The sequence below is a fragment of the Xenorhabdus ehlersii genome (assembly GCF_003610465.1).
GTDB lineage: Bacteria > Pseudomonadota > Gammaproteobacteria > Enterobacterales > Enterobacteriaceae > Xenorhabdus > Xenorhabdus ehlersii.
The window spans coordinates 872,586-895,639 of record NZ_RAQI01000002.1; the positions used below are offsets into that span (position 1 = coordinate 872,586).

Genomic DNA, 23,054 nt, shown 5'->3' on the forward strand with positions numbered 1-23,054 from the left:
TATCAGGCATACGTGCACTATCTACAACTAAACCTACCCAATATTTTCCTTAACAAGGCTAAACCAAACTCTACCCTATATTCCAATAATAAAAATATAATCAATAAAATCAATTAATTAGTCTTAAAACACCAACCAATCTCCCTCCTTTGTTTAATTTTTACTTTACTTTTAGTTTATCAATTACTAAACTTAATCCCATCAGCAAACAGGCAGGACGCCCACGAAGTAGAGCCGCTACCGGCATATGAAGAGGTAGATGATTTGCTCAGACAATACGGCACAGCAGCCGTTTAGGTTAAGTGTTCAAAACCGAATTTACCGTTTCAGTTGTCATAGAGGAGGAGAACCGCAGCGCTCATTGCGACCTGCCATGATTACCACTCGATGCGACTGATTTTATCCCAACACCAGGGAGCCAGTTGAAGAGACCAATCACCATAGAGTGAAGCGTAAGAGGCAACTAAACCGGTCGTCAGCCTTGACCAGGGTAAAGCGACGCTGGATAGCGTAACCAGCACTTTTTAGTACGGAGACCACCATCAAATTGATGGTACGTAGGAAGCAACAATAAACCTGACAGCCCAGAAAAACGGGCATTTTATAACAGACGTAAAAAAACCCACCAAAGTGGGTTCTTTCACCCCGAGTCGCCGACCAAAGCTATCGGGATTTCTTACGACGGAGACCAATCCGTCGAAGAGGCAAGACCAATGATGACTCATCGATCCACGACAATATATAGGAGTTGCTATGAAAGCACAATCCAAAACACTCAAAATCACCCTCTATGTGTATGCCAAAGAAGGTTTTGACAGGCAAGTTGAGTTCACCACGTTCACCAATAAACCGGTTAACACTTCCTTTTGGGGGGCATTAGTTTCTCAGCATGACGTGGAAATCACACTCCCGTCAGTCAACAAGTCTGATCTCGTCCAGGCACAGATCAAAGTGCTTGAGGCTGAAAAAGAAAAGGTTCTGGCTAAGGCGCAGGTAGAAGTGAACCTAATTGAAGATCGTATCCAGTCACTGTGGTGCATCGAAGGTCAACCTGTTTCCGCTGCCGATATGGAGCTTCCTTATTAGCCCCGGAGGAATGATGCAAAACATCAATGATGTTATTGAAATGATTCTGGATGCTGGCTTAACCGCTGTTGAACATGAAAACAACAGTGATTTCGTGGGAGGGATAACTCATATATCCCTTCTTGGCGGAAAGCGACGGGTGGAATATTACCCGACTACGGGGATGGTTTACGCCAATCCCGTCAAGGATCTTTATTCCACTTTCCGACTGCCCAAAGCCGGCATTCGAAGAGCCATCAGACTGGCTAAAACAGGCAATTAACAAGAGGCAAGACCCATGACAACTTATGTTTGTGTATTTGAGCCGATCCAGGAGGCTCAACAGGACGGTGCGGTATCTTTAGCCATCGCCCTTGAAGCCAACTCCATCAAAATGGCTAAAGCATTAGCCATCGTTCATCTGGGTGATGAGTACCCGGAGAATATGGATAAATTTAACACCGATACCCCGATTATTTGTGAAGACCGGGTCGGTTCTCCTCGCCCACCCGTGGGTAAATTTGATGAGAAGTTTGCTGCTGAATATGAATTCAATGGCACAACATGGCAGGCCAGAAGCCCCAAATCTGCCCAAGCCCCTGAAATTCATGAGCGTGGGTTTACCCACACTTATACCACTCTGGATTTAGAAATTGCGCTGGCATTAGTGGATGGGGATTTTTATTGCTGGGAGATCCGCTCAAGGGAAATGAGTGCCGCGAAAAAGCTGATGGCCGATAACGATGAGGTATGGCGTCGTTGGTCTACGGCATTTCGTATCAGAACCGACGCTTTGTCTATCCCACGCGAAACGATTTTCAAGGTCGTGCGCGAAGGTAAACAGCATCCTGAATTTCTGGCCGATGCTAACGCGATGAAAGCATTTTTAAACCATACCTTAGGTGACACTAGCATCGCTGAATTACAGGATAAGCCTAACGAGCCTGCATCAATACCAGAAACCTCAGCAGAAAACATCACGGCCGATGAAGTTGAAACCCAGACAGTACCCGAAGTGAAAGCGGAAAAAAGCGAAACTAAACCCCGTAAAACCAGAAAGACCAAACCAGCCAAAAAGGAAACCGTACCGGAAACTGAAGAAATAGCGCCAGAAGCTAATGAAAACGAACCAGAAATAGAGAAAATCGTACCGAAAACCAAGAATACCGCACCAAAAACGGCGGCAAATGATGAAATCACCCCATTACCGTCAGTCAGTGGACAAAACGCCAGTAATGATAATTTCCAGCACCGTGCTGATCTGTTGGAAGAAACCATTAAGGCGCAGGGTAATGAACAACAGGCCAACCTTCGCATCTGGAAAGCGGTTCAACGTACCGATCCACGCTTTACCAAACCATTGGAAGGCGTAGGCTATACCGGCACCAGTATCAATAGTAACTATATGCTGATGCGAGCAACTGAGCAATTTGGCCCAGCAGGTGGTAGTTGGGGATATCAGGTTCTGGAAGACAAGATGCTGGACGGTGCTCCAATGACTGAACCTGTTTATGACGCCAATAACAAGCAAACGGGTTTTCGTTTACTGCGTGATGGCGATGGCACTTTAATATGTGAACAAAACCACTCTATCAAGATCTTATTGTGGTATCCGCTTGGGGACGGCACTCGTGGTGAGATCGAAAGTTACGGTGCAACACCTTACCGCTATAAGACTAAAAATGGCATAAAAACAGATGGCGAAGTGATTAAAAAGAGTCTGACAGATGCCATTAAAAAAGCCTTATCCATGCTGGGATTCAGTGCCGATGTCTTTATGGGTATGTACGATAACCCAGAATATCTGGCTGAAAACAAGATTGAATTTGGTATCAAGGCCGCGAGTGACAAAGCCGAAGATCTCACCCGTCTGCGTAAGGAACTGGACGACAAGTTTGCACGCAACACTGAAACCATGAAAACGGCGATCACTAAAAATGAGCTGAGGGGTATTGCATCCACGCTCACCCGTGAAATCGACGTACATCTCAAGAACGCGAAGTCGCTCGGTGACAAAGAGTATGAACGTTATCTGTCGGGCCGCTTACGTCGTTTGACTGAAATTGAGAAAGATTGTTTAACCAAACTGGAAGAGGCAAACCAATGACCACCGCTATTGCATTAGCTGCTGATTATGATCAATTGCAAAAACTGATAACCACCGGTGAATTTTCACCGGAAGCCATCGCCGACACACTTGAAGGTATTGAAGGTGCTTTGGGTGACAAACTGGATGCGGTGATGATCCATGTCCGTAACCTTGAAGGACAGGCCAGAACGCTGGACGATGAGGCCAAGCGACTGACTGAACGTAAAAAATCCTTTGAAGGTCAGGTCAAACACCTTAAGAAGTACATTCTGGATTGCTTACTGAAAGCAGAACTGAACAGCCTTAAGACCACGAAAAATACCTTTAGTGCGCGTCAGGGCGTCGCCAGGATCATTATCGATAATGAGATGTTACTGCCCGATGAATTAGTGGATGTTCAAACCATTACCGCACCGGACAAAAAAGCCATTAAAGAAGCGATTGAACGTGGTGAAGCCGTACCGGGTGCGCATATCGAAATCGGGGAAAGAAGTTTGCAGGTTCGTTAACCATCAGTTTATGCCCGATGATTCGGGCATTGAGGAGCATACAATGGCAGCAAGACTTGAAGCCAGTATCTTTTATAACGAAGAAATCAAGCAGTGTGAAGTCACTTGGTCAGCCGATGGTTCCGATGATCTCGCGCCAATGGAAAAATCGATATTGGAACAACTAGCAACTACCCTGATGAACCAACTAAATTCCGGTACTCATCACGGTCAATTACATTAAGAGGGCCAGTACGATGAAAAACAATCTGGAAGATCTACACAATCATCTGTTTGCACAGTTAGAACGCCTCTCTGATGAAGAGCTGAAAGGTGAAGAACTCAAATCTGAAATTGCCCGTGCGAAGGCCGTTTCGGATGTCGCCAACCAAATCGTGGAAAACGGCAAGCTGGCACTCACGGTGCAAAAAATGTTGGGTGATAACGAAATTCAATCCGCCCCCAAATACCTGGAGGTTAAATAATGGCGCATTTTGTCTATACTCCTGAAATGGAAGGTTGGATGCGGCAACATTATTTATTGCGGCTGGATAAACTCACCTTCGCCTTTAACCAGCAATTTAATGTGACCCGTTCCTCTGAGGCCATTAATGCGTTACGGAAACGCTTAAAGTTGAAAACAGGCCGCAGCGGCTGTTTTGTGAAAGGCCACTCTCCGGCCAATAAAGGCACAAAAGGGTTAACCGGTTCAAATTCAAGATCATTTAAGAAAAATAACCGTCCCCATAACTATCTGGCTATCGGCAGTGAAGCCGTGACCAAGGACGGTTATATCAAAATAAAAGTGGCTGAACCCAATAAATGGAAACTGAAACATCGGGTAGTTTGGGAACAACATTATGGGCAGATCCCCAAAGGCGGCGTGATTAAATTTATTGATGACAATAAACGAAACTGTGTCATTGAAAACCTGATGCTGATATCGCAACAAGAAAACGCTGTCATTAACCGATATTATGCGAATGCCCCCGCTGAATATAAGCCGACCACTGTTCATCCCTCCCCCGTAAACCTGATTAAGCATAATCAGAAATTTAGCCACGTAATCACTAGCATGATGGTACACCCACCGAACGGAGCACCATCATGCAACTTTGGCAACCGGGACAACAACTATTAACAGCTTTCGATATCAAACTGGGACGATTAGCCGCCAGCGTCAAAAACACGCCCTGTGATCAGGCGGATATTATTCGCGCCTGTGACACTGCTGATCGGATCATTCTATCGATGATGAGGCAAGACCAAGACCATGAAAATAAATCGCGGAACTATTTCACATGATAAATTAATGAAAGCCAGCGCATGGGGTAACAGAGAATTTGAAATAGGATCAATACCTGATAACCGAACCATTAAACGATGGATAGAAATAGGCCAATTAAGAGGGAAAATTGTCGATGGTTCCGCATGGGTTTACTCATCAGAAAGATGGGGAGTTGATTCTCTTATTTCATCACAAGTAAACAAGTTAATAAAAGATTCATAAAATGGCTGGACGTCCAAGAAAAAAAGAATTCAGGCACTTACCTGATTATCTTTATTTTGATAAATCCAAAAATGAATATCGGTTAACTCTTGTTAATGGAAAACGTAAGTTTATTGGTGGCGACAAAGCAGTCGCTATCGCTATTGCCAGAGAATACAACAATGTGATGAGACCTGAACAATCCGTCTGTATTTCTTCCTTACTTAAGGAATCAGGCGGTAAATTTGGTGAATCATTACCTTTCTCTGATCATGTTGATAAACTCTTCGACAGAATTATTTTGGATGAAAAACCCGCAGCAAATACCCTTGCTGACTGGAATAACAATATTGAAAGAGTTAAAGAGTTTTTTGCTGATATTCCGTGTATGGAAATATCTCTTGAGCATGTTAACGAATATCTCAATAAATACCATACAGAGGCATCTGCTAATGTCCAAAACAGAAAGGTATCTTTTTTAAAGAAACTCTTTAGCTATGCCGTTGATGAATCTCTAATGTTTGATAATCCAGCAGAACGCAAGAAACGTAAACGGACAGATAAAAAAATGCGCCGCCGATTATCACTGGAAGACTTTAAAAAGATACGTATCGCTGCAGAACCGTGGTTACGAACAGCAATGGATCTAGCACTGCAAACCACTCAGGCCAGATTAGAGGTTTCGCGTATCAGATACAACATCAAATCCCCCCAAGAAGGTGTTTGTGGTTGTATGTGGTATCCAGAACCACAAAATGGCATTTATGGGATGCTTTATATTCACAGGCAAAAAATTCAGAATAAAGAAGCGTCTCACGTTGCTATTCCTATCGGAGAGAAGTTAAAACAGATTATTGATGATAGCCGGGATTCTATTGCTAGCCCGTATGTTGTTCATCGCTTGCCAATCAAGCGACCGAACAAGATTAGCTCAGAAGTCCACCATCCTACGCAAGTTGCACCAGACTATCTGAGTCGGGCATTTTCAGCATTGAGAGATCAAGTGGGCGTTGCTGCACATTTGCCGATTGCAGAAAGACCGACATTTCACGAAATCCGGGCATTGGCTGCACACATGTTTAAAACTAATGGGTTAGACCCTCAAGCACGTATGGCACACAGTGATGCAAAATCGACAAAAGTCTATACTCAGAACCATGTTAAATGGGTAGAAGTTCCTCACGGAGAGATAGCCATTTAGCATGGTAAAATAGAGTCTAACTCATTGATGTATAAAGCACGAATTTTGCAGATTATGCACTGTTTGCAAAACCAGTCAAAACGCCTTAAGCCCTTGCTACATAAGGCTTTGAGAGTGAAATAATCGCCTTCATGGGGTGTCGGGGGTCGTAGGTTCAAATCCTATCATGCCGACCAAATTTCCCTAGAAAAACCAACCTGTTAAGGTTGGTTTTTTTATGGCTGGAATTTGCTCTTGGTAAAATTCTGGTAAAATGACAGTCGGAAAGTGGCAAAGATCCACTAACTTTTGAATGAATTTTATTGCTGTTTAAAGGCGTGTGAAACTTCTTTTTTCTTGCTGTTTTTTTCGATGATTTCAAATTAAAATTTATTAGAATAATTGTTTATTTATTCACTCCTATACATTTTCAGAACAAAAAGACACTCCTTTGCTCAGAAAAGAAGTAGAAGACATCCGTGGCAACAGCACATGCATAACTGTTCCTTACGGAATATAGATAAAGTTCAGGGAGAGGAAGAGGTTACCCATACATTGCTCTTGAACATGTGTGGGAACGCTGGCAGGAATATTTAACCCTGTAATATTATGGTCGTTTAATAACTATTCAGTATTATTATATTAATGAATAAAATAGATTTTCGATATGACATTAATGAATTGCGAGCCATCGTTGTTCTTAGCATTCTGATATTTCTCCATGTTGTCAGGTGAATTTATAGGAGTTGATATATTTTTTTGAATTGATGTCACGATCGATAATTCTCCATCCAATATACTGCATAATCCAATATCTCTTTAGCAGGCACAAGCAGTGTATTAGCAGATCCAATGATGCCTTCAATAATCACCTCTGAGTGCGCATGGCAAAAATGTTCAACGATATCTTTAAAATAACCTTGATTAAATTGTTCACAAACAGGATCTACAGTATCAAATTCCTCTAGCATCACCCATTCTACTTGGTTATTTTGCAATAGTGGGATCTCCATTTTTCTAATACGCTTGTTGGGAATATTTGCCAAATACTCAGCATGATGCAAAAGGCTCATGGTTTCATATGGAGCGCCAATCATAAGAACTTTTCCCTGACGCTCTACCAATTTTGCAAATGGTGAATCATTACCATAGCCATAATCTAATGAATGATTCTCTACAAAATACTCAGCACTATTTCCAATAGCGACTACAGAAGCGCCAGGATTTTGACTTCGAATAGCTCCTTTGGTTGTCCTGACACACTCAGTGAATACACCATGATCTCTGCTTGCTCGTGAAAATGATCGATCATATGGCATGATTTCAGATTTTAATTCTGATGGAACATGACCTCTTACATCCAAACTATCTTCATAATTTTGTTCCCAATTTGTATAACACAATAATACTCCTCCAACTCCCAAAACAGTTAAAATAGCCTGGATAAGATCATCGGCACCATTCAAACAATCGCCAACAGATCGCATAGCAACATGAGCCATAACAACATCACCTTGTTTTATGCCTATCTTTTGTAGCTGCTGAACAAGCATCGATTTTGTCCAATATTTATCTTCACCCACTTGGATCATATATCTAACCCTATGTTGATTTTATTACCCTCACTCTTTGTTTAAGTTTAGTTTATTGCATATTATTCAATTTGGGGCTACCTTATTTAGGTGTACTCAAAATCCTACTTGTTTAGTACACCCTCATTTGCTTCTTATTTCGCTCTTCCCCTCCCTGAATTCAGGGAGGGATTTTTGTTGTTAAAAAGATTTTCTAAAACAGATTTTTCCTACCATATGTCATTGTCTCAGAATCAATGACAATTATATCTCTCAATAATATCTTTCTGGCATACCTCTATCATAAATTAAGTATTTATAATTACCTAATTTTGTTATAAATATTTCTATGCACTTCCATGATAAGAAATTTAAATTTCATTAATGATTAATATAATAATAAGAAAGTAAATTCACTTATTTTACAGTCAAGTAAGGAAAAAAATAGGAAATTCATCATGAATATTAAAAAGTCTCTACTTTTGGCGGGATTGACGGCTTTTGGTTCTATCCCATTCTCTAGTATTGCTGAACCAGATTCAAATCATGGATATATCGACACACCACCAAGCAGGGCACTTTTATGCCAAAAAAGCATCAATAAAAACTGCGGACCTGTCACGTACGAACCACAATCGGTTGAAGGCCCCAAAGGCTTCCCACAAGGGGGACCACCAGACGGGCAAATCGCCAGTGGTGGTGTTGGTCAGTTCAAACAGCTCAATGAACAAAGTACAGACCGCTGGCATCATGTCGCTATCAATAAAGGAATCAACAAATTTAATTGGACAATAACAGCCCGGCATAGCACCACTTCATGGCAATTCTATATTACCAAACCTGGCTGGGATCCAAATAAACCTCTAACACGCGCCCAATTAGATCTAAAACCCTTCTGTGAGCGCCTTGATAATGGAAAAAGGCCAGGCCAAACTGTCTCACTGAACTGTGATATTCCCGATCGCTCAGGCTATCATGTTATTCTCGGCGTGTGGACAATTGCTGATACCACCAATGCTTTCTATCAAGTTATTGATGTTGATATTAAATAATATTCTTAATTAAACTGACATTTTATTTATGAATATTATATGAGTACAAAAAGTGCTGGTACATGACCAGCATTTTTTTCTAAAAAATTAAAATGCTTTTCAGATAAGATCTATTCACCCAAGACCCCTTAACACATAGAAAAATATGAAAAAATCAACTATTCTTAGAATTGCCAGACCAACAGATAATCTTACTAAAATTGCAGAAATGTATTGTCATGGCTTAAATTTCATCATACTAGGTGAATTCAAAGATCACGATAGTTTTGATGGTATCATGCTAGGGCATCCCAACCATTCTTGGCATCTTGAATTTACTCATCACCACAATACACATGTTGGTAAGGCTCCAACTAAAGATAATTTATTAGCATTTTATATTGAAGATGAGCTTGAATGGCAAGAGCAAGTACAATCGATGCAAAATGCTGGGTTTATTCTCGTTCCTTCTTATAATCCTTATTGGGATAAGAACGGAAAAACTTTTGAAGATATCGATGGTTATCGTATTGTATTACAACATAGTACATCAGAGATTTAGTTATTTATTTCACGGTAAATTACTTATTCAAAGGATTATTTCCTTATCATATTGATCGTTTATTCAATTAGGCTATTAGTGATAATCAGATTAGACTTCTACTTTTTATTTCTGATAGCCTAAAAAACTACCATAATATTTATTTTATCATGTCATGATAAGAATGTTTTCTGCTCTGATTCCCTTCGCATACGCAGAGCCGCTAACTTTTCCCCATCGGCACGATCCCATTTCACAAACTCCTTTGCTGCACCTTGGTAATCACCTGTATTCAATTTTATCAATAATGTTGAATGAGCAAAATTGCCGATCCCTAAATTGAAAATAAACGAGCATAAGGCATCAAATTGCCCTTGTGTTAGAGGTACCTTAACTAATCGCTGAATCGCTGCATAAATAGGGATAAGATCTTGATGTAAAAATTCCTCAGCCTGTTGCACAGTTATCACTTGTCCAGACTCAACTCCTTTTGTATGACCATATCCAATTGTCCACGGTGCTGCTCCAGTGGCAGGATCTGGATATGCTTTCAATTTCAAGCCCTCATAACTTTTAAGTTTATTAACACCGCTTTCACTGATTTTCATTCATTTTCCCCGCTACCAGATTGGGCCCAAGATTATTTTTGGTCTAAAAAACAATCCAGAGATCAAGTGTAGATGAAAAAACAATCAGAAAAGCTACAGTTATACTGGGTGATAAAGTCTCTACAAAAAACCAAATAAAAAATAATACGTTAAATATCAATAAATTATTATTTTATGCAAATTTTTTTTAATTTTTAAAAAAATATTTTAATAAATACCTTGACTCTTTTGCTTTTGAGCATAAAATCCTCCTCAGAATTTAGATTTTCGTGAAGTAAATCACAATTTATAACCCTCAAAGGAAATCATCATGAAATCTGTAAAATCTTTCCTCTCAAATGTACACTGCGTTGTTATCCGGTTATCAGCAACTCGTTTTATGTAAGAGCTGCTACAATATAAAAATAAGCCAGTCGAAAACTGGCTTTTTTATCGTCGCTACAGACCTAAGGTAAATGCTTTCTTGCCTGTTTCATTATTTACACACTATTCATTGAACTTCTGTTCCGAAAAATTTGTCTTATATACCTAATAAATTTCAAGTCGCAATACTGCGGCAAGGCAACAAAGCAGCAACCTGCAAAAACTAAAATGAAGGTATAGAGTTCATAGAATTTCTATGCTGATTGGTTTGCAGTGTTTATTTAAACATCAGGAGAACACGATGAATTCGATGGACTTTCGTAGTCTGAAGTTAAAATCAGAATTAGGGATACTTGAGATTATTTTACATCTCGTCACCTGGTTCCTGATTATTTTATTTACATTAGGGTTAGGTGCCTTCGTGTTTCCCTACTATATGACTCGATTTATCATTAGTAAAACACATGTTATCGATCGAGATAGCGGACAAATTATCGGTAAATTAAATTGTGAGATCAATTTAGTCCAAATAATTGGATATGTTGTAATTTGGGCTATCCTCTCTTTTATTACATTTGGTCTTTTATATTTTGTATATCTTTACAAAATTATAGCGCATTGCATTAATCATACACGTGTGATCTCTGCATAAAAACTAGCAGAATACATAATCACAGGCATAATCCTCTTATGCCTGTCATCATAAGAAACCATGACATACTCTCTAAGAGCAGATCTTCCCGTTAAATTAAAACTATTTCTATACTATATTTTTTCATCTTTCAAATTGCAGCTAAATTAATAAGCTGCAATTTGGCATCTATAAAATATATTTCATTAGAAATTAAGATTTATTATCAAAGTATTTTTCAACCAAGGCATATAAAATGGCGATGGTTTCTATATCTGGTACACCGTCATAGTATGATTGACGGAAGTGCATTTGAAATACTTTAACTAAGGATTGAAAATTTTCTTCTTTTTCTGTACCTGTGATGTCATAACCATAACGCTTAAACTTTTCTAAAATCTCGGTGGTATCAGGTAGGCAATGCCCGAATTGTTCAACATATTTCTGCTTAGTTTCTTCGTCATACCATGCACCCACTCCTGCATCATATAATTCTTTCCACGGAAAAGATGGACCTGGATCAGTTTTTCTTTGCCATGAAATATCTGAATGTCCTACTACATGAGTCGGTTTAATATCTGGGTAACGTTGTAATATATTGATGGCTAACTCTTTAAGAGCAGCAATTTGATCAGGGTGATAAGGAGGGAAAGTGAAAACGCCACGATCATCACTGGCCTCATTCACAATCTCAATACCTATGGATGTATCATTCAACCCTTCTCGCCCGTCCCAATAACTTATTCCTGCATGCCAGGCTCTTTCAAGTTCATCGACCAAATTGAAGATGTGAATTTTATCAAATCCAGCAGCGTGATAAGTTGGATCATCTGGATTTGGGACCAGGTAGTGAGCACTGACAAGTTCCCCGGTCAGTGCCTGAATAGATTTCTCAAAGTTCAAGGCAGTATAGTGCATAACTAAAAAGCGGGAACGTCTGTTAAAACTTTTGGTCGAACGATATGAATTATAATCAATTTTATACATCATTGTTCTCCTTCACTTGTTTTGCTGGGTAAAACTGTAAGTTTCAAATCACCTCTATTCCACTGTTGCCAACAGCATAAAAGGAACAAACATAGCAATAAAGGTTTTATTTATTTATTTTTAGAACATCGTGAAGAGGTAAGTGGAGAAATGGTGGGAACATGGACATACCGTCGTGATGATCGATATGTCCACAATCAAGAATAATACGAGGTTTGTTGCAGCAGTAATAAGATTGACTAATTTAAGGGAAGTTAAAGCTCAATTTCAAGATCCGTCAGTGGATAACAGCTACAGGGTAAAATTTCCCCTTCATTAACAAATGCCAGTGGCTTACAAGGATATCCAACCTTGCCTTTCACCAGGCGAACACGACAAGAACCGCAATACCCTTGCCGACATTGGTATTCAAGCTGAACTTTGCCGTGTTCCAGTGCTTCCAACAAATTGTCGTGCAAACCTGAAGAATAATGGATATATAACCCCTGCCGTGACGGCAGGGTGACTTTGTAATCAGCCATATCAGAGTTCGAAACCGCTGAGATCCTCAGTATTGACTTCCGAATCAATCTGACCAACCAGGTAAGAGCTGACTTCAACTTCCTGTGGAGCCACTTGAACATTATCAGAAACCAGCCATGAATTGATCCAAGGGATCGGATTAGAACGGGTTTCAAATGGTAACTTCAAGCCAACTGCCTGCATACGAATATTGGTGATATATTCAACATACTGGCACAGAATATCTTTGTTCAAGCCGATCATAGAGCCATCTTTAAACAAATAATCAGCCCACTCTTTTTCCTGCTCTGCTGCCTGTACAAACAGATCGTAGCATCCTTGTTCACACTCTTTGGCAATTTCCGCCATTTCAGGATCATCCTGACCAGAGCGCAACAGGTTCAACATGTGCTGCGTTCCCGTTAAATGCAGTGCTTCATCACGAGCAATCAGTTTGATAATTTTGGCGTTACCTTCCATCAATTCACGTTCAGCAAAAGCAAATGAGCAAGCGAAACTGACATAGAAGCGGATAGCCTCCAGGGCGTTAACGCTCATCAAACATAAGTAAAGTTGCTTTTTCAATTCACGCAGATTAACAGTAATTGCTTTACCTGCAACATCATGCGTTCCTTCACCGAACAAATGATAATAGTTGGTCATCTCGATCAGATCATCGTAATACGCGGAAATATCTTTGGCGCGTTTTAAAATCTGTTCGTTCTCCACAATATCATCAAATACGATAGAAGGATCGTTCACGATATTACGGATAATATGCGTGTAAGAACGCGAGTGGATCGTTTCTGAAAACGACCACGTTTCAACCCATGTTTCCAATTCAGGAATGGAAATCAATGGCAGAAAAGCCACATTCGGGCTACGGCCCTGAATGGAATCCAATAACGTCTGGTATTTTAGGTTGCTAATGAAAATATGCTTTTCATGATCCGGCAAAGCGTTATAGTCAATGCGATCACGGGCAACATCCACTTCTTCTGGACGCCAGAAGAAGGAGAGTTGTTTTTCAATCAACTTCTCAAAAATAGGATATTTTTGCTGATCAAAACGCGCCACATTAACAGACTGACCGAAAAACATCGGTTCTTGTAGCTGATCATTTTTTACTTGTGAAAAAGTGGTATAGGACATAGTTTCCTCAAATTAAATCTTACACGCGCCGCCTTCACAATCGGAATCTGCTGACTCAACAACTTCTTCCAGATCACCTTGAACGTCTTCTGCCCCATCACGGGTGTTGTGGTAATACAATGTCTTCACGCCATATTTGTAAGCGAGCAGCAAATCTTTCAGCAATTGGTTCATCGGAACCTTGCCATTAGGGAAACGCGCCGGATCATAGTTAGTATTGGCAGAAATCGACTGATCGATGAATTTCTGCATGATCCCTACCAACTGTAGGTAGCCATCGTTGCTCGGCATTTGCCATAGCAGCTCGTAAGCACCTTTCAGAAGCTCGTAATCTGGTACAACCTGACGCAAGATACCGTCTTTAGATGCTTTCACACTGATATAACCACGCGGTGGTTCAATGCCATTGGTTGCATTAGAGATCTGCGAAGAAGTCTCTGATGGCATCAATGCAGACAATGTTGAGTTACGCAAGCCGTATTGTTGAATGTCACGACGCAGAGCTTCCCAATCCATGTGCAAAGGCTCGCTGGTCAGGGTATCCAGTGTCTTTTTGTAAGTATCAATCGGCAAAACACCTTGTGAATAAGTGGTTTCACCAAACCACGGACAAGCCCCTTTCTCTTTTGCCAGTTCGTTTGAGGCTCTTAGCAGGTAATACTGAATAGCTTCAAATGTTTTGTGGGTCAGATTGTTAGCACTGCCATCAGAGTAACATACACCGTGTTTCGCCAAATAATAAGCGAAGTTAATTACGCCAATACCCAGAGTTCGACGCCCCATTGAGCCTTGTTTTGCGGCGACAATTGGATAATCTTGATAATCCAGCAAGGAATCCAGCGCACGAACAGCCAACTCTGATAATTCTTCCAATTCATTCAGATTTTCGATGGCGCCCAAGTTGAAAGCAGACAGCGTACACAGCGCAATTTCGCCGTTTTCATCGTTAATATTGCCCAACGGCTTAGTTGGTAATGCAATTTCTAAGCACAGGTTAGATTGACGCACAGGTGCAATAGCCGGATTAAACGGACTGTGAGTATTGCAGTGGTCAACGTTCTGAATGTAAATACGACCTGTTGAAGCACGCTCTTGCATCATCAAAGAGAACAATTCAACTGCTTTAATGCTCTCTTTACGGATACTGTGGTCATTTTCATACTGAGTGTACAGGCGCTCAAATTCTTCCTGATCTTCAAAGAATGCATCGTACAATCCCGGCACATCAGACGGGCTGAACAGAGAAATGTCTCCGCCTTTAATCAGACGCTCATACATCAGTTTGTTAACTTGTACACCGTAGTCCATGTGACGAACACGGTTACCTTCGACACCACGGTTGTTCTTCAGTACCAGCAGGCTTTCAACTTCCAGGTGCCACAGCGGATAGAACAGCGTTGCTGCACCGCCACGAACACCACCTTGAGAACAAGATTTCACCGCAGTCTGGAAATGTTTGTAGAATGGGATACAACCTGTGTGGAAAGCTTCACCACCACGGATTGGGCTACCCAACGCACGGATGCGACCCGCATTTATGCCAATGCCGGCACGCTGGGAAACATATTTAACAATCGCGCTGGATGTCGCATTGATAGAATCCAGGCTGTCACCACACTCAATCAGGACACAGGAACTAAATTGGCGAGTGGGTGTGCGAACCCCCGCCATGATCGGCGTTGGCAGCGAAATTTTAAAGGTAGACACTGCATCATAGAAACGACGGATATAGTCCAAACGCGTTTCTTTTGGATAAGTCGAAAACAGGCACGCAGCAACCAGCATGTAGAGAAACTGAGCACTCTCATAAATTTCGCCAGTCACACGGTTTTGTACTAAATACTTCCCTTCCAGCTGCTTGACCGCTGCATAAGAGAAATCCATATCACGCAAATGATCAATAAAACTATCCATTTGCTCGAATTCTTCTTTGGAATAGTCTTCCAGCAAATGTTTGTCGTATTTACCCAGGTTGACCATTTTTACGACATGGTCATACAGTGCAGGTGGCTCAAACTGACCATAGGCTTTTTTACGCAGGTGGAAAATCGCCAGGCGTGCCGCCAGATACTGATAATCAGGAGCATCACCGGAGATCAGGTCAGCCGCAGCTTTGATCATGGTTTCATGGATATCCGATGTTTTGATGCCATCGTAAAATTGAATCTGGGAACGCAGTTCTACTTGTGACACTGAGACATTTTTCAGACCTTCAGCAGCCCAGGTAACAACCCGGTGAATTTTATCAAGATCAATTTGTTCTTTATGTCCATCACGTTTGGTAACTAGCAGACTCTGGTTCATGGGGAAATACACCTTCTCTCTTTTCGTATCCCGCCTATATTGTTCCTTGACCTCTTGACAGCACGATGCCCCCAAGATGGCTGAGTGCCAGTTGGGGCTTAGCTACAATTCATTATTGCTTTGCTACTGCTTATTGCGACTTGCTACTACATACTTACTACATCACAAGTTGCTACTACAAGATGACAAGAAACACAATATATAGGGGGTAATTAAAACGGTAATAACAAGATAATGTTATTTTCGGGTTTTATCAAGTGTACAAGATCGAGAAGTTTTGTGGATAACTTGAGGATTAATTCTGGCAAAAAGCCGATAACCTGCGTAGTTACTTGATGTTACTTTCATAAGGCTATCGGCGAAACAGGGAAAATAAAATCTTAAAAATAATATCTAGTTGCCGTTTTATTAATCCCTTAGCTGTCTTTGTCAGACAGATCGTGTGTGCAGCATATAATTCACGTCTACATTATATCCAAGTCGAAATTTGTCTGTTAACGGATTGTAATGTAAACCAATAATATGTTTCTCTTTCAGAGCAGTCTTATCAATCCAACTGATCAATTCAGAAGGTCGAATAAATTTTTTCGCATCATGTGTTCCTTTTGGCACCATGTTCAATATATATTCAGCGCCGACAACTGCCATCAACCAGGCTTTTCGGTTGCGGTTAATCGTTGAAAAGAAAACATGACCACCAGGTTTGACTAATTTGGCACAGGCATGAACTACAGACTCTGGATCTGGCACATGTTCAAGCATTTCCAGGCAAGTCACCACATCATAAGCATGTTGGTGCTGTTCTGCGTGACTTTCTACCGTTTCCTGAATATAAGAAGCGGAAACACCGGATTCCAACGCATGCAAACGGGCAATTTGCAGGGGTTCAAAACCCATATCCAACCCTGTCACTTCCGCCCCCTCACGCGCCATGCTTTCCGACAAGATACCGCCACCACATCCAACATCCAGCACTTTTTTGCCAAAAAGGCCATCAGCACGTTGCAAAATGTAGTTCAAGCGCAGTGGATTGATACGGTGCAATGGCTTGAATCCACCTTCAAGATCCCACCAACGGGAAGCAACGGCTTCAAATTTTTCGATTTCCTGCTGATCCACATTGGCATGGGGTTGAATGTGTGAATCGGGAGTTTTGACGTTCATCAGCAATATCGCTCCTAGGAACTGCTTCACAGCAAACTGGTTCACAGCAAACTGGTTCACAGAAAATGTAACAGTATTATGGGGATGTGTGATAGAAAACTATTATACATACCTTAATCTTGAAATACCCGTGTCAGATTTTTATAAAACTGCCATTTTGTGGTATAATTCTAAGCCTTTGAATTCGGAGTATGAGGGACAGTGGCTCCATGAGCGACATTGCCAGAGAAATCACACCGGTCAATATCGAAGAAGAGCTGAAAAGCTCGTATCTGGATTACGCGATGTCCGTTATTGTTGGACGCGCACTGCCAGATGTTCGAGACGGACTGAAGCCAGTACACCGCCGCGTACTTTTCGCGATGAATGTATTGGGAAATGATTGGAATAAACCTTATAAAAAATCTGCCCGCGTTGTTGGGGATGTTATCGGTAAATATCATCCACATGGTGACGTCGCTGTTTATGACACGATTGTTCGTCTGGCACAACCATTCTCCATGCGCTATATGCTGGTTGACGGTCAGGGGAACTTTGGATCAGTAGATGGCGATTCTGCGGCAGCGATGCGTTATACCGAAGTACGCATGGCAAAAATTGCCCATGAATTGCTGGCAGACTTGGAAAAAGAAACTGTCAACTTTGTGCCCAACTATGATGGCACAGAGCAAATTCCCGAGGTAATGCCAACCCGTATACCCAATTTACTGGTGAATGGTTCATCAGGGATTGCGGTCGGTATGGCAACCAACATTCCACCTCATAATTTATCTGAGGTGATCGACGGTTGTCTGGCTTATATCGATGATGAAAACATCAGCATCGAAGGCTTGATGGAACATATCCCAGGTCCTGACTTCCCGACAGCGGCTATTATCAACGGGCGCCGTGGCATTCAGGAAGCCTACCGTACAGGTCGCGGTAAAATTTATATCCGCGCCCGCGCAGAAATTGAAACTGATGAGAAAAATGGCCGCGAAACCATTATTGTCAATGAAATTCCTTATCAGGTTAATAAAGCCCGCTTGATCGAAAAGATAGCTGAACTGGTCAAAGAGAAACGTATTGAAGGGATCAGTGCACTGCGTGATGAATCCGATAAAGATGGCATGCGCATTGTTATCGAAGTAAAACGTGATGCCGTTGGTGAAGTTGTCTTAAATAACCTGTATTCACTGACCCAACTACAGGTTTCATTTGGTATCAACATGGTTGCTCTGCATCAGGGACAGCCTAAATTACTTAACCTGAAAGATATTCTTTCTGCTTTTGTTTGCCACCGCCGTGAAGTCGTCACCCGCCGGACTATTTTTGAACTACGTAAAGCTCGTGAACGTGCCCATATTCTTGAAGCATTGGCTATTGCCTTGGCGAACATCGATCCTGTGATCGAATTGATCCGCAGAGCTTCCACGCCTGCTGAAGCGAAAGCCAGCTTGATTTCCCAGGCGTGGGAATTGGGCAATGTTGCCTCTATGCTGGCACAAGCGGGTAATGATGCTGCCCGTCCTGAATGGCTGGAACCACAGTATGGTATTCGTGGCGGTAAATATTACCTGACCGAACCACAAGCACAGGCTATTTTGGATCTGCGTCTGCAAAAACTGACCGGCCTTGAGCATGAAAAACTGCTTGATGAGTATCGTGACTTGCTGAAAGCTATCGCGGAATTGCTGTTCATTTTGGAAAGCCCACAACGTTTGATGGAAGTCATTCGTGAAGAATTGTTGGTTATCAAAGGACAATATAACGATGCCCGCCGGACTGAGCTGACTGAGAATTCAGCAGACATCAATATTGAAGACCTGATTAATCAGGAAGATGTTGTTGTTACGCTGTCCCATCAAGGATATGTTAAATATCAGCCTCTGTCCGATTATGAAGCTCAGCGTCGTGGCGGCAAAGGCAAATCAGCCGCACGTACCAAAGAAGAAGATTTCATTGAGCGTTTGTTGGTAGCCAATACTCACGACACTATCCTCTGCTTCTCAAATAAGGGCAAGATGTACTGGATGAAGGTATATCAATTGCCGGAAGCGAGCCGTGGTGCTCGTGGTCGTCCAATTGTCAACCTTCTGCCATTGGATCAAAACGAACGTATTACAGCTATTTTACCAGTGCGTGAATATGAAGATGGGCTGAATATTTTCATGGCAACAGCTAGTGGTGTTGTTAAGAAAACCAAGCTCAGCGAATTTAGCCGCCCACGCAGTGCTGGTATCATTGCCGTGAATCTGAATGAAGGGGATGAGTTAATCGGCGTTGACCTGACAGATGGCAGCAATGAGGTCATGCTGTTCTCTGCACAGGGTAAAGTCGTTCGTTTCCTTGAAGAAGAGGAAGAAACGCTAGAAGATGGTACTGTTCGCATAAAAGGTGTACGGGCAATGGGACGTACTGCAACTGGGGTTCGTGGTATCAAACTCAGTGAAGGCGATAAAGTTGTTTCCCTGATCATTCCTCGTGGGCAAGGAGAAATCCTGACCGTCACTGAAAATGGTTACGGCAAGCGTACCGCCGAAAGCGAATATCCGACGAAATCCAGGGCTACCCAAGGTGTCATTTCCATCAAAGTCAGCGAACGTAACGGCAATGTGATCGGCGCAATTCAAGTAGAACCCACTGATCAGATCATGATGATTACTAATGGAGGAACATTAGTACGAACCCGTGTTTCTGAGGTCAGTGTTGTTGGCCGCAATACCCAAGGTGTCACCCTGATCCGCACAGCCGAAAACGAAGAAGTCGTTGGCTTACAGCGCGTAGCTGAACCAGATGATGATGACGAAAATGACAATGTAGCAACGCCTTCTGATGAAGGGAATAGTGAATAAAAAAGTAGCGCGTTAAAAGAGAGTAAATCACAATAGAGCAGGCATTTAAGTGCCTGCTTTTTTTGTTCAATTTTTTGACGAAGAATTAGCAAGATGCAAAATGCTACTTTGTATTCCCTGCTACACTAGTATATGCTGTAAGCAGTTATTATTAATCATATATTTCATCAGGCGATCTCTTGAGATATTTATCTTCTTTTCGGACGTCATTAAAGATATCACGTTATCTTTTTCGGGTGCTTGGATTTATGCTATGGGCGCTTGGAGCCTTATTAACCAGCTTTTATTTGACAAGTCTTTTTAATGCACTCAAATCTGATATTCGTCAAGAATATAATGCCAACTACGATATAGCCTTTTCACATATACGACATATCGCTAATATCTTGCGAGATATTCAATTTATGGCGGAAAAGCGTTTATCACAAGATAATGATAAAAATCAAACAATCGTCCCGCATAATAACGATATTCTCTCGTACATTCCTTTGAATGAGAGTTCCGATTGTGAACTATTACGCAGAACCTCACATAATAGTTTATATTCATTAGACCAGTTGATTGCATTTTGGAGAGAAAATGCTGCCGCTATACGCAGTATAAATCAGACTTTTTTCATTGGAGTAAAAAGCCAATGCATGGTGAACTTTTTCCCTCATAACAATATCACAGAACCTGATGCACTAAAAAAAATGATCTACGAGAATACCCGCAGGTTGATCAACATGAGAGAACAAAACAATGAAAGAGCGCTCTTTTGGATCCAACCTAACCCCAAAGCGGATGGTGGTAATCTTTATGTTTTTACGCCTATTTATATTAATGGACATATGACAGGGATCATAGGTATCGAAAAATCTATCAGGCTAGAATCTTTTTTACAAAAAAGGGAGCGGCCTGTTACAGTCATGATGCTAAACGAATCAAATCAGCCCGAATTGCAATTTCCGATAAAAACTAATAATAAACCACTCGTTGTAAATCCCAACTCACAGCCGATGTATTTTGGTTACGATGAAAATTTTACCAGCCTGGTATTAATGCGGAATTTATCCCCCTCTTCATTACGTATTACCTATTCATTGCCGCTAAAACATATTTACGATGAACTGAAAGTCAGTGCAATTAATAGTATCATCTTGAATATTATTTCTGCGATTGCGATTATCTTTTTCGTTTGGCTGTTTGAGCGTAAAATGTTTTCTCCAGCCGAAGAGAATGCTATTCGCCTTGAAGAACATGAGCAGTTTAACCATAAAATTGTCGCCTCTGCCCCTGTGGGGATAAGTATTTTAAGGATCAATGATGGTGTTAACATCCTGAGTAATGAGTTAGCACATAATTATACTCGGATGTTGACGTATGAAGATCAAAAACGCATTGTTGATATCATTTGCGATAAAACCAGTAGCTATATTGATGTCGTCACCAGCAACAATAATCATTTGCAAATTAGTTTCGTACACTCACGTTATCGTAATGAAGAGGTCGCAATCTGTGTACTGATAGATGTCAGCACCCGCGTAAAAATGGAAAAATCTTTGCAGGAGATGGCCTCAGCAGCAGAACAAGCTAACCAGGCAAAATCAATGTTTCTTGCCACAGTCAGCCATGAATTAAGGACACCACTTTATGGCATTATTGGTAATCTGGAGTTGATGCAGTCTCATACATTACCTCCAGAATCTGCCCGATTGCTGGCAACAATGAATAATTCATCATCACTATTGCTGAAAATTATCAGTGATATTCTCGACTTCTCAAAGATAGAATCCAAGCAATTGAAAATTGAACCCAAAGATTTCAGTTGCAAAGAGATCCTATCACATGTGATTTCAAACTACCTTCCCCTGATTGCCAAAAAAGGCTTAGGTTTGTACTGCTATATTGAACCAGATGTCCCCGATATCATCCGCAATGATCCTGTAAGGTTACAACAAATTATCTCCAATTTACTGAACAATGCGATCAAATTCACGGCATCTGGCTATGTTGTCATTGAAATCAGCTCAAGGCATGGCTATCTATATATCAGCATTAAAGATACCGGGCTTGGGATCGAGGATAAATTACAATTTCAATTATTCGAGCCCTTCTTTCAAATCAGTGCTAATAAAAAAAGTTCCTCACAAGGTACAGGGTTGGGGCTGGCTATTTGTGAAAAACTTATTAATTTGATGGATGGTGATATTGAATTTGTCTCACAAAAATATGTTGGCAGTATCTTTTCTATCCGTCTCCCTTTATATGGTGTGAAATACCATGCCAAACAATTATCCAACCAGCGGACTCAAAAGAGGATTCTGTTAAATATTTACAATGATTTTTTGGAAAAATATTTGCAAAATTTTCTTACACAAAATCATTTCCAAGTAGTCCTCTATGACGAAAGCCAACTAGATGGCACAGAAATACTCATTAGTGATCGAGCTCATAAAACGAATATTTCTGTATGTTACTTTATAGAAATTTCAGAGAAACATATCGGTTCACCAGAACAAATTAGAGAAAATTATTGGTTATATAACACTTATGAACTGAATGAACTGGATAATATGCTGGATAATCTCCTGGCAGAACAAACTTTCTTGCCAGATATTTCTATATCAACAATCCCTGTTACAGATAAAACCGTCCAAACTGATATTTGTTTAAATACAGTTAAAGTATTGGTCGTTGATGACCACCCTATTAATCAGAATTTACTGGTCAACCAATTAAACTCAATAGGGTTTAGTGCATCAACGGCTAATGATGGTATTGAAGCTATTGAATATCTTAAAAACAATTCACCCGATATTATTCTAACAGATGTTAACATGCCAAATATGGATGGCTATGAACTTACCCAATACTTAAGGGACAAAGGTTATACCAAACCCATTATCGGTATTACTGCCAATGCACTGGCAGAAGAAAAACAGCGTTGTGCTAATATGGGCATGAATGATTGCCTGTCAAAACCGGTATCATTGGCTATATTAAAAGAAACATTAATTAAATATAGTGATATTTAAACTCATACATATTGAGCTATGAATGATGGATAATCGGTA

General features: G+C 41.0%; 21 protein-coding genes. 14 read left to right on the top strand and 7 right to left on the bottom strand.

The features are described from left to right. Positions 1-753: 753 nt before the first annotated feature. The 9 genes from BDE27_RS10040 (at position 754) to BDE27_RS10085 (ending at position 6,332) form a co-directional block, all read left to right on the top strand. A complete protein-coding gene (locus BDE27_RS10040; protein WP_099133678.1) occupies positions 754-1,086 on the top strand; it encodes a hypothetical protein in 333 nt (110 codons plus the stop codon). Positions 1,087-1,099: 13 nt separating this feature from the next. Beyond that, entirely contained in the window at positions 1,100-1,348 is a 249-nt protein-coding gene (locus BDE27_RS10045) for a hypothetical protein (RefSeq protein ID WP_099133676.1), read from the top strand. A gap of 15 nt (positions 1,349-1,363) precedes the next feature. Next, positions 1,364-3,172 carry a hypothetical protein gene (locus tag BDE27_RS10050; protein ID WP_099133674.1) on the top strand — a complete coding sequence of 603 codons (1,809 nt, stop codon included), beginning with the start codon at positions 1,364-1,366 and terminating at the stop codon, positions 3,170-3,172. Further along, entirely contained in the window at positions 3,169-3,663 is a 495-nt protein-coding gene (locus tag BDE27_RS10055) for a siphovirus Gp157 family protein (protein WP_099133673.1), read from the top strand. The genes BDE27_RS10050 and BDE27_RS10055 overlap by 4 nt, the downstream gene beginning before the upstream one ends. A gap of 43 nt (positions 3,664-3,706) precedes the next feature. Next, the gene (locus BDE27_RS10060; protein WP_143707537.1) at positions 3,707-3,886 is read left to right on the top strand and encodes a hypothetical protein; all 180 of its coding nucleotides are present in this window, start codon (positions 3,707-3,709) and stop codon (positions 3,884-3,886) included. A gap of 13 nt (positions 3,887-3,899) precedes the next feature. Beyond that, positions 3,900-4,127 (top strand): hypothetical protein, encoded by a 228-nt coding sequence (locus BDE27_RS10065; protein ID WP_074018636.1) that lies wholly within the window; start codon positions 3,900-3,902, stop codon positions 4,125-4,127. Continuing rightward, positions 4,127-4,783, top strand: a complete 657-nt coding sequence (locus BDE27_RS10070; protein WP_099133670.1) for an HNH endonuclease signature motif containing protein — start codon at positions 4,127-4,129, stop codon at positions 4,781-4,783. The genes BDE27_RS10065 and BDE27_RS10070 overlap by 1 nt, the downstream gene beginning before the upstream one ends. A 132-nt stretch (positions 4,784-4,915) precedes the next feature. Next, a complete protein-coding gene (locus BDE27_RS10080) occupies positions 4,916-5,152 on the top strand; it encodes a hypothetical protein (protein WP_099121334.1) in 237 nt (78 codons plus the stop codon). A gap of 1 nt (position 5,153) precedes the next feature. Further along, on the top strand, positions 5,154-6,332 hold the full coding sequence (locus BDE27_RS10085; RefSeq protein WP_099133666.1) for a tyrosine-type recombinase/integrase: 1,179 nt from the start codon (positions 5,154-5,156) through the stop codon (positions 6,330-6,332). A gap of 749 nt (positions 6,333-7,081) precedes the next feature. Here BDE27_RS10085 and aac(3) read toward each other — a convergent pair. Continuing rightward, positions 7,082-7,903: an aminoglycoside 3-N-acetyltransferase gene (gene aac(3), locus BDE27_RS10090; RefSeq protein ID WP_099133664.1), complete on the bottom strand. Its 822-nt coding sequence runs from the start codon at positions 7,901-7,903 to the stop codon at positions 7,082-7,084. A 437-nt stretch (positions 7,904-8,340) separates the two neighbouring features. On the opposite strand from aac(3), the gene BDE27_RS10095 reads away from it, so the two are divergent. Further along, positions 8,341-8,934: a lytic polysaccharide monooxygenase gene (locus tag BDE27_RS10095; RefSeq protein ID WP_099133662.1), complete on the top strand. Its 594-nt coding sequence runs from the start codon at positions 8,341-8,343 to the stop codon at positions 8,932-8,934. Between the two features lie 145 nt (positions 8,935-9,079). Then, positions 9,080-9,475: a VOC family protein gene (locus BDE27_RS10100; RefSeq protein ID WP_099133660.1), complete on the top strand. Its 396-nt coding sequence runs from the start codon at positions 9,080-9,082 to the stop codon at positions 9,473-9,475. A 152-nt stretch (positions 9,476-9,627) separates the two neighbouring features. Here BDE27_RS10100 and BDE27_RS10105 read toward each other — a convergent pair whose 3' ends face one another. After that, complete coding sequence (locus tag BDE27_RS10105) at positions 9,628-10,062, bottom strand: lysozyme (protein ID WP_099133658.1); 435 nt, start codon at positions 10,060-10,062, stop codon at positions 9,628-9,630. 673 nt (positions 10,063-10,735) lie between these two features. Here BDE27_RS10105 and BDE27_RS20430 point away from each other — a divergent pair. Next, positions 10,736-11,077 (top strand): DUF6693 family protein, encoded by a 342-nt coding sequence (locus BDE27_RS20430; protein WP_099133693.1) that lies wholly within the window; start codon positions 10,736-10,738, stop codon positions 11,075-11,077. 192 nt (positions 11,078-11,269) lie between these two features. Here the strand turns inward: BDE27_RS20430 and BDE27_RS10115 are convergent, their stop codons facing one another. The 5 genes from BDE27_RS10115 to ubiG form a co-directional block, all read right to left on the bottom strand. Continuing rightward, the gene (locus BDE27_RS10115; RefSeq protein ID WP_099133657.1) at positions 11,270-12,043 is read right to left on the bottom strand and encodes an N-acetylmuramoyl-L-alanine amidase; all 774 of its coding nucleotides are present in this window, start codon (positions 12,041-12,043) and stop codon (positions 11,270-11,272) included. Between the two features lie 254 nt (positions 12,044-12,297). Then, positions 12,298-12,564: a class I ribonucleotide reductase maintenance protein YfaE gene (gene yfaE / locus BDE27_RS10120; RefSeq protein WP_099133655.1), complete on the bottom strand. Its 267-nt coding sequence runs from the start codon at positions 12,562-12,564 to the stop codon at positions 12,298-12,300. Position 12,565: 1 nt separating this feature from the next. Continuing rightward, positions 12,566-13,696 carry a class Ia ribonucleoside-diphosphate reductase subunit beta gene (gene nrdB, locus BDE27_RS10125; protein ID WP_099133653.1) on the bottom strand — a complete coding sequence of 377 codons (1,131 nt, stop codon included), beginning with the start codon at positions 13,694-13,696 and terminating at the stop codon, positions 12,566-12,568. Positions 13,697-13,708: 12 nt separating this feature from the next. Continuing rightward, complete coding sequence (gene nrdA / locus BDE27_RS10130) at positions 13,709-16,000, bottom strand: class 1a ribonucleoside-diphosphate reductase subunit alpha (protein ID WP_099133651.1); 2,292 nt, start codon at positions 15,998-16,000, stop codon at positions 13,709-13,711. A gap of 429 nt (positions 16,001-16,429) precedes the next feature. Further along, entirely contained in the window at positions 16,430-17,164 is a 735-nt protein-coding gene (gene ubiG / locus BDE27_RS10135) for a bifunctional 2-polyprenyl-6-hydroxyphenol methylase/3-demethylubiquinol 3-O-methyltransferase UbiG (RefSeq protein ID WP_099133650.1), read from the bottom strand. Between the two features lie 209 nt (positions 17,165-17,373). On the opposite strand from ubiG, the gene gyrA reads away from it, so the two are divergent. Both gyrA and rcsC read left to right on the top strand, forming a co-directional pair. Beyond that, a complete protein-coding gene (gene gyrA / locus BDE27_RS10140; protein WP_099133648.1) occupies positions 17,374-19,998 on the top strand; it encodes a DNA topoisomerase (ATP-hydrolyzing) subunit A in 2,625 nt (874 codons plus the stop codon). 179 nt (positions 19,999-20,177) lie between these two features. Beyond that, entirely contained in the window at positions 20,178-23,015 is a 2,838-nt protein-coding gene (gene rcsC / locus BDE27_RS10145; RefSeq protein WP_099133646.1) for a two-component system sensor histidine kinase RcsC, read from the top strand. Positions 23,016-23,054: the final 39 nt, after the last annotated feature.

What these genes read in the sequence shown, in the direction of transcription:
- BDE27_RS10040 (WP_099133678.1), top strand. Translation starts at nt 754, where the DNA reads ATGAAAGCACAATCCAAAACACTCAAAATCACCCTCTATGTGTATGCC.
- BDE27_RS10045 (WP_099133676.1), top strand. Translation starts at nt 1,100, where the DNA reads ATGCAAAACATCAATGATGTTATTGAAATGATTCTGGATGCTGGCTTA.
- BDE27_RS10050 (WP_099133674.1), top strand. Translation starts at nt 1,364, where the DNA reads ATGACAACTTATGTTTGTGTATTTGAGCCGATCCAGGAGGCTCAACAG.
- BDE27_RS10055 (WP_099133673.1), top strand. Translation starts at nt 3,169, where the DNA reads ATGACCACCGCTATTGCATTAGCTGCTGATTATGATCAATTGCAAAAA.
- BDE27_RS10060 (WP_143707537.1), top strand. Translation starts at nt 3,707, where the DNA reads ATGGCAGCAAGACTTGAAGCCAGTATCTTTTATAACGAAGAAATCAAG.
- BDE27_RS10065 (WP_074018636.1), top strand. Translation starts at nt 3,900, where the DNA reads ATGAAAAACAATCTGGAAGATCTACACAATCATCTGTTTGCACAGTTA.
- BDE27_RS10070 (WP_099133670.1), top strand. Translation starts at nt 4,127, where the DNA reads ATGGCGCATTTTGTCTATACTCCTGAAATGGAAGGTTGGATGCGGCAA.
- BDE27_RS10080 (WP_099121334.1), top strand. Translation starts at nt 4,916, where the DNA reads ATGAAAATAAATCGCGGAACTATTTCACATGATAAATTAATGAAAGCC.
- BDE27_RS10085 (WP_099133666.1), top strand. Translation starts at nt 5,154, where the DNA reads ATGGCTGGACGTCCAAGAAAAAAAGAATTCAGGCACTTACCTGATTAT.
- BDE27_RS10095 (WP_099133662.1), top strand. Translation starts at nt 8,341, where the DNA reads ATGAATATTAAAAAGTCTCTACTTTTGGCGGGATTGACGGCTTTTGGT.
- BDE27_RS10100 (WP_099133660.1), top strand. Translation starts at nt 9,080, where the DNA reads ATGAAAAAATCAACTATTCTTAGAATTGCCAGACCAACAGATAATCTT.
- BDE27_RS10105 (WP_099133658.1), bottom strand. Translation starts at nt 10,062, where the DNA reads ATGAAAATCAGTGAAAGCGGTGTTAATAAACTTAAAAGTTATGAGGGC.
- BDE27_RS20430 (WP_099133693.1), top strand. Translation starts at nt 10,736, where the DNA reads ATGGACTTTCGTAGTCTGAAGTTAAAATCAGAATTAGGGATACTTGAG.
- BDE27_RS10115 (WP_099133657.1), bottom strand. Translation starts at nt 12,043, where the DNA reads ATGTATAAAATTGATTATAATTCATATCGTTCGACCAAAAGTTTTAAC.
- yfaE (WP_099133655.1), bottom strand. Translation starts at nt 12,564, where the DNA reads ATGGCTGATTACAAAGTCACCCTGCCGTCACGGCAGGGGTTATATATC.
- nrdB (WP_099133653.1), bottom strand. Translation starts at nt 13,696, where the DNA reads ATGTCCTATACCACTTTTTCACAAGTAAAAAATGATCAGCTACAAGAA.
- nrdA (WP_099133651.1), bottom strand. Translation starts at nt 16,000, where the DNA reads ATGAACCAGAGTCTGCTAGTTACCAAACGTGATGGACATAAAGAACAA.
- ubiG (WP_099133650.1), bottom strand. Translation starts at nt 17,164, where the DNA reads ATGAACGTCAAAACTCCCGATTCACACATTCAACCCCATGCCAATGTG.
- gyrA (WP_099133648.1), top strand. Translation starts at nt 17,374, where the DNA reads ATGAGCGACATTGCCAGAGAAATCACACCGGTCAATATCGAAGAAGAG.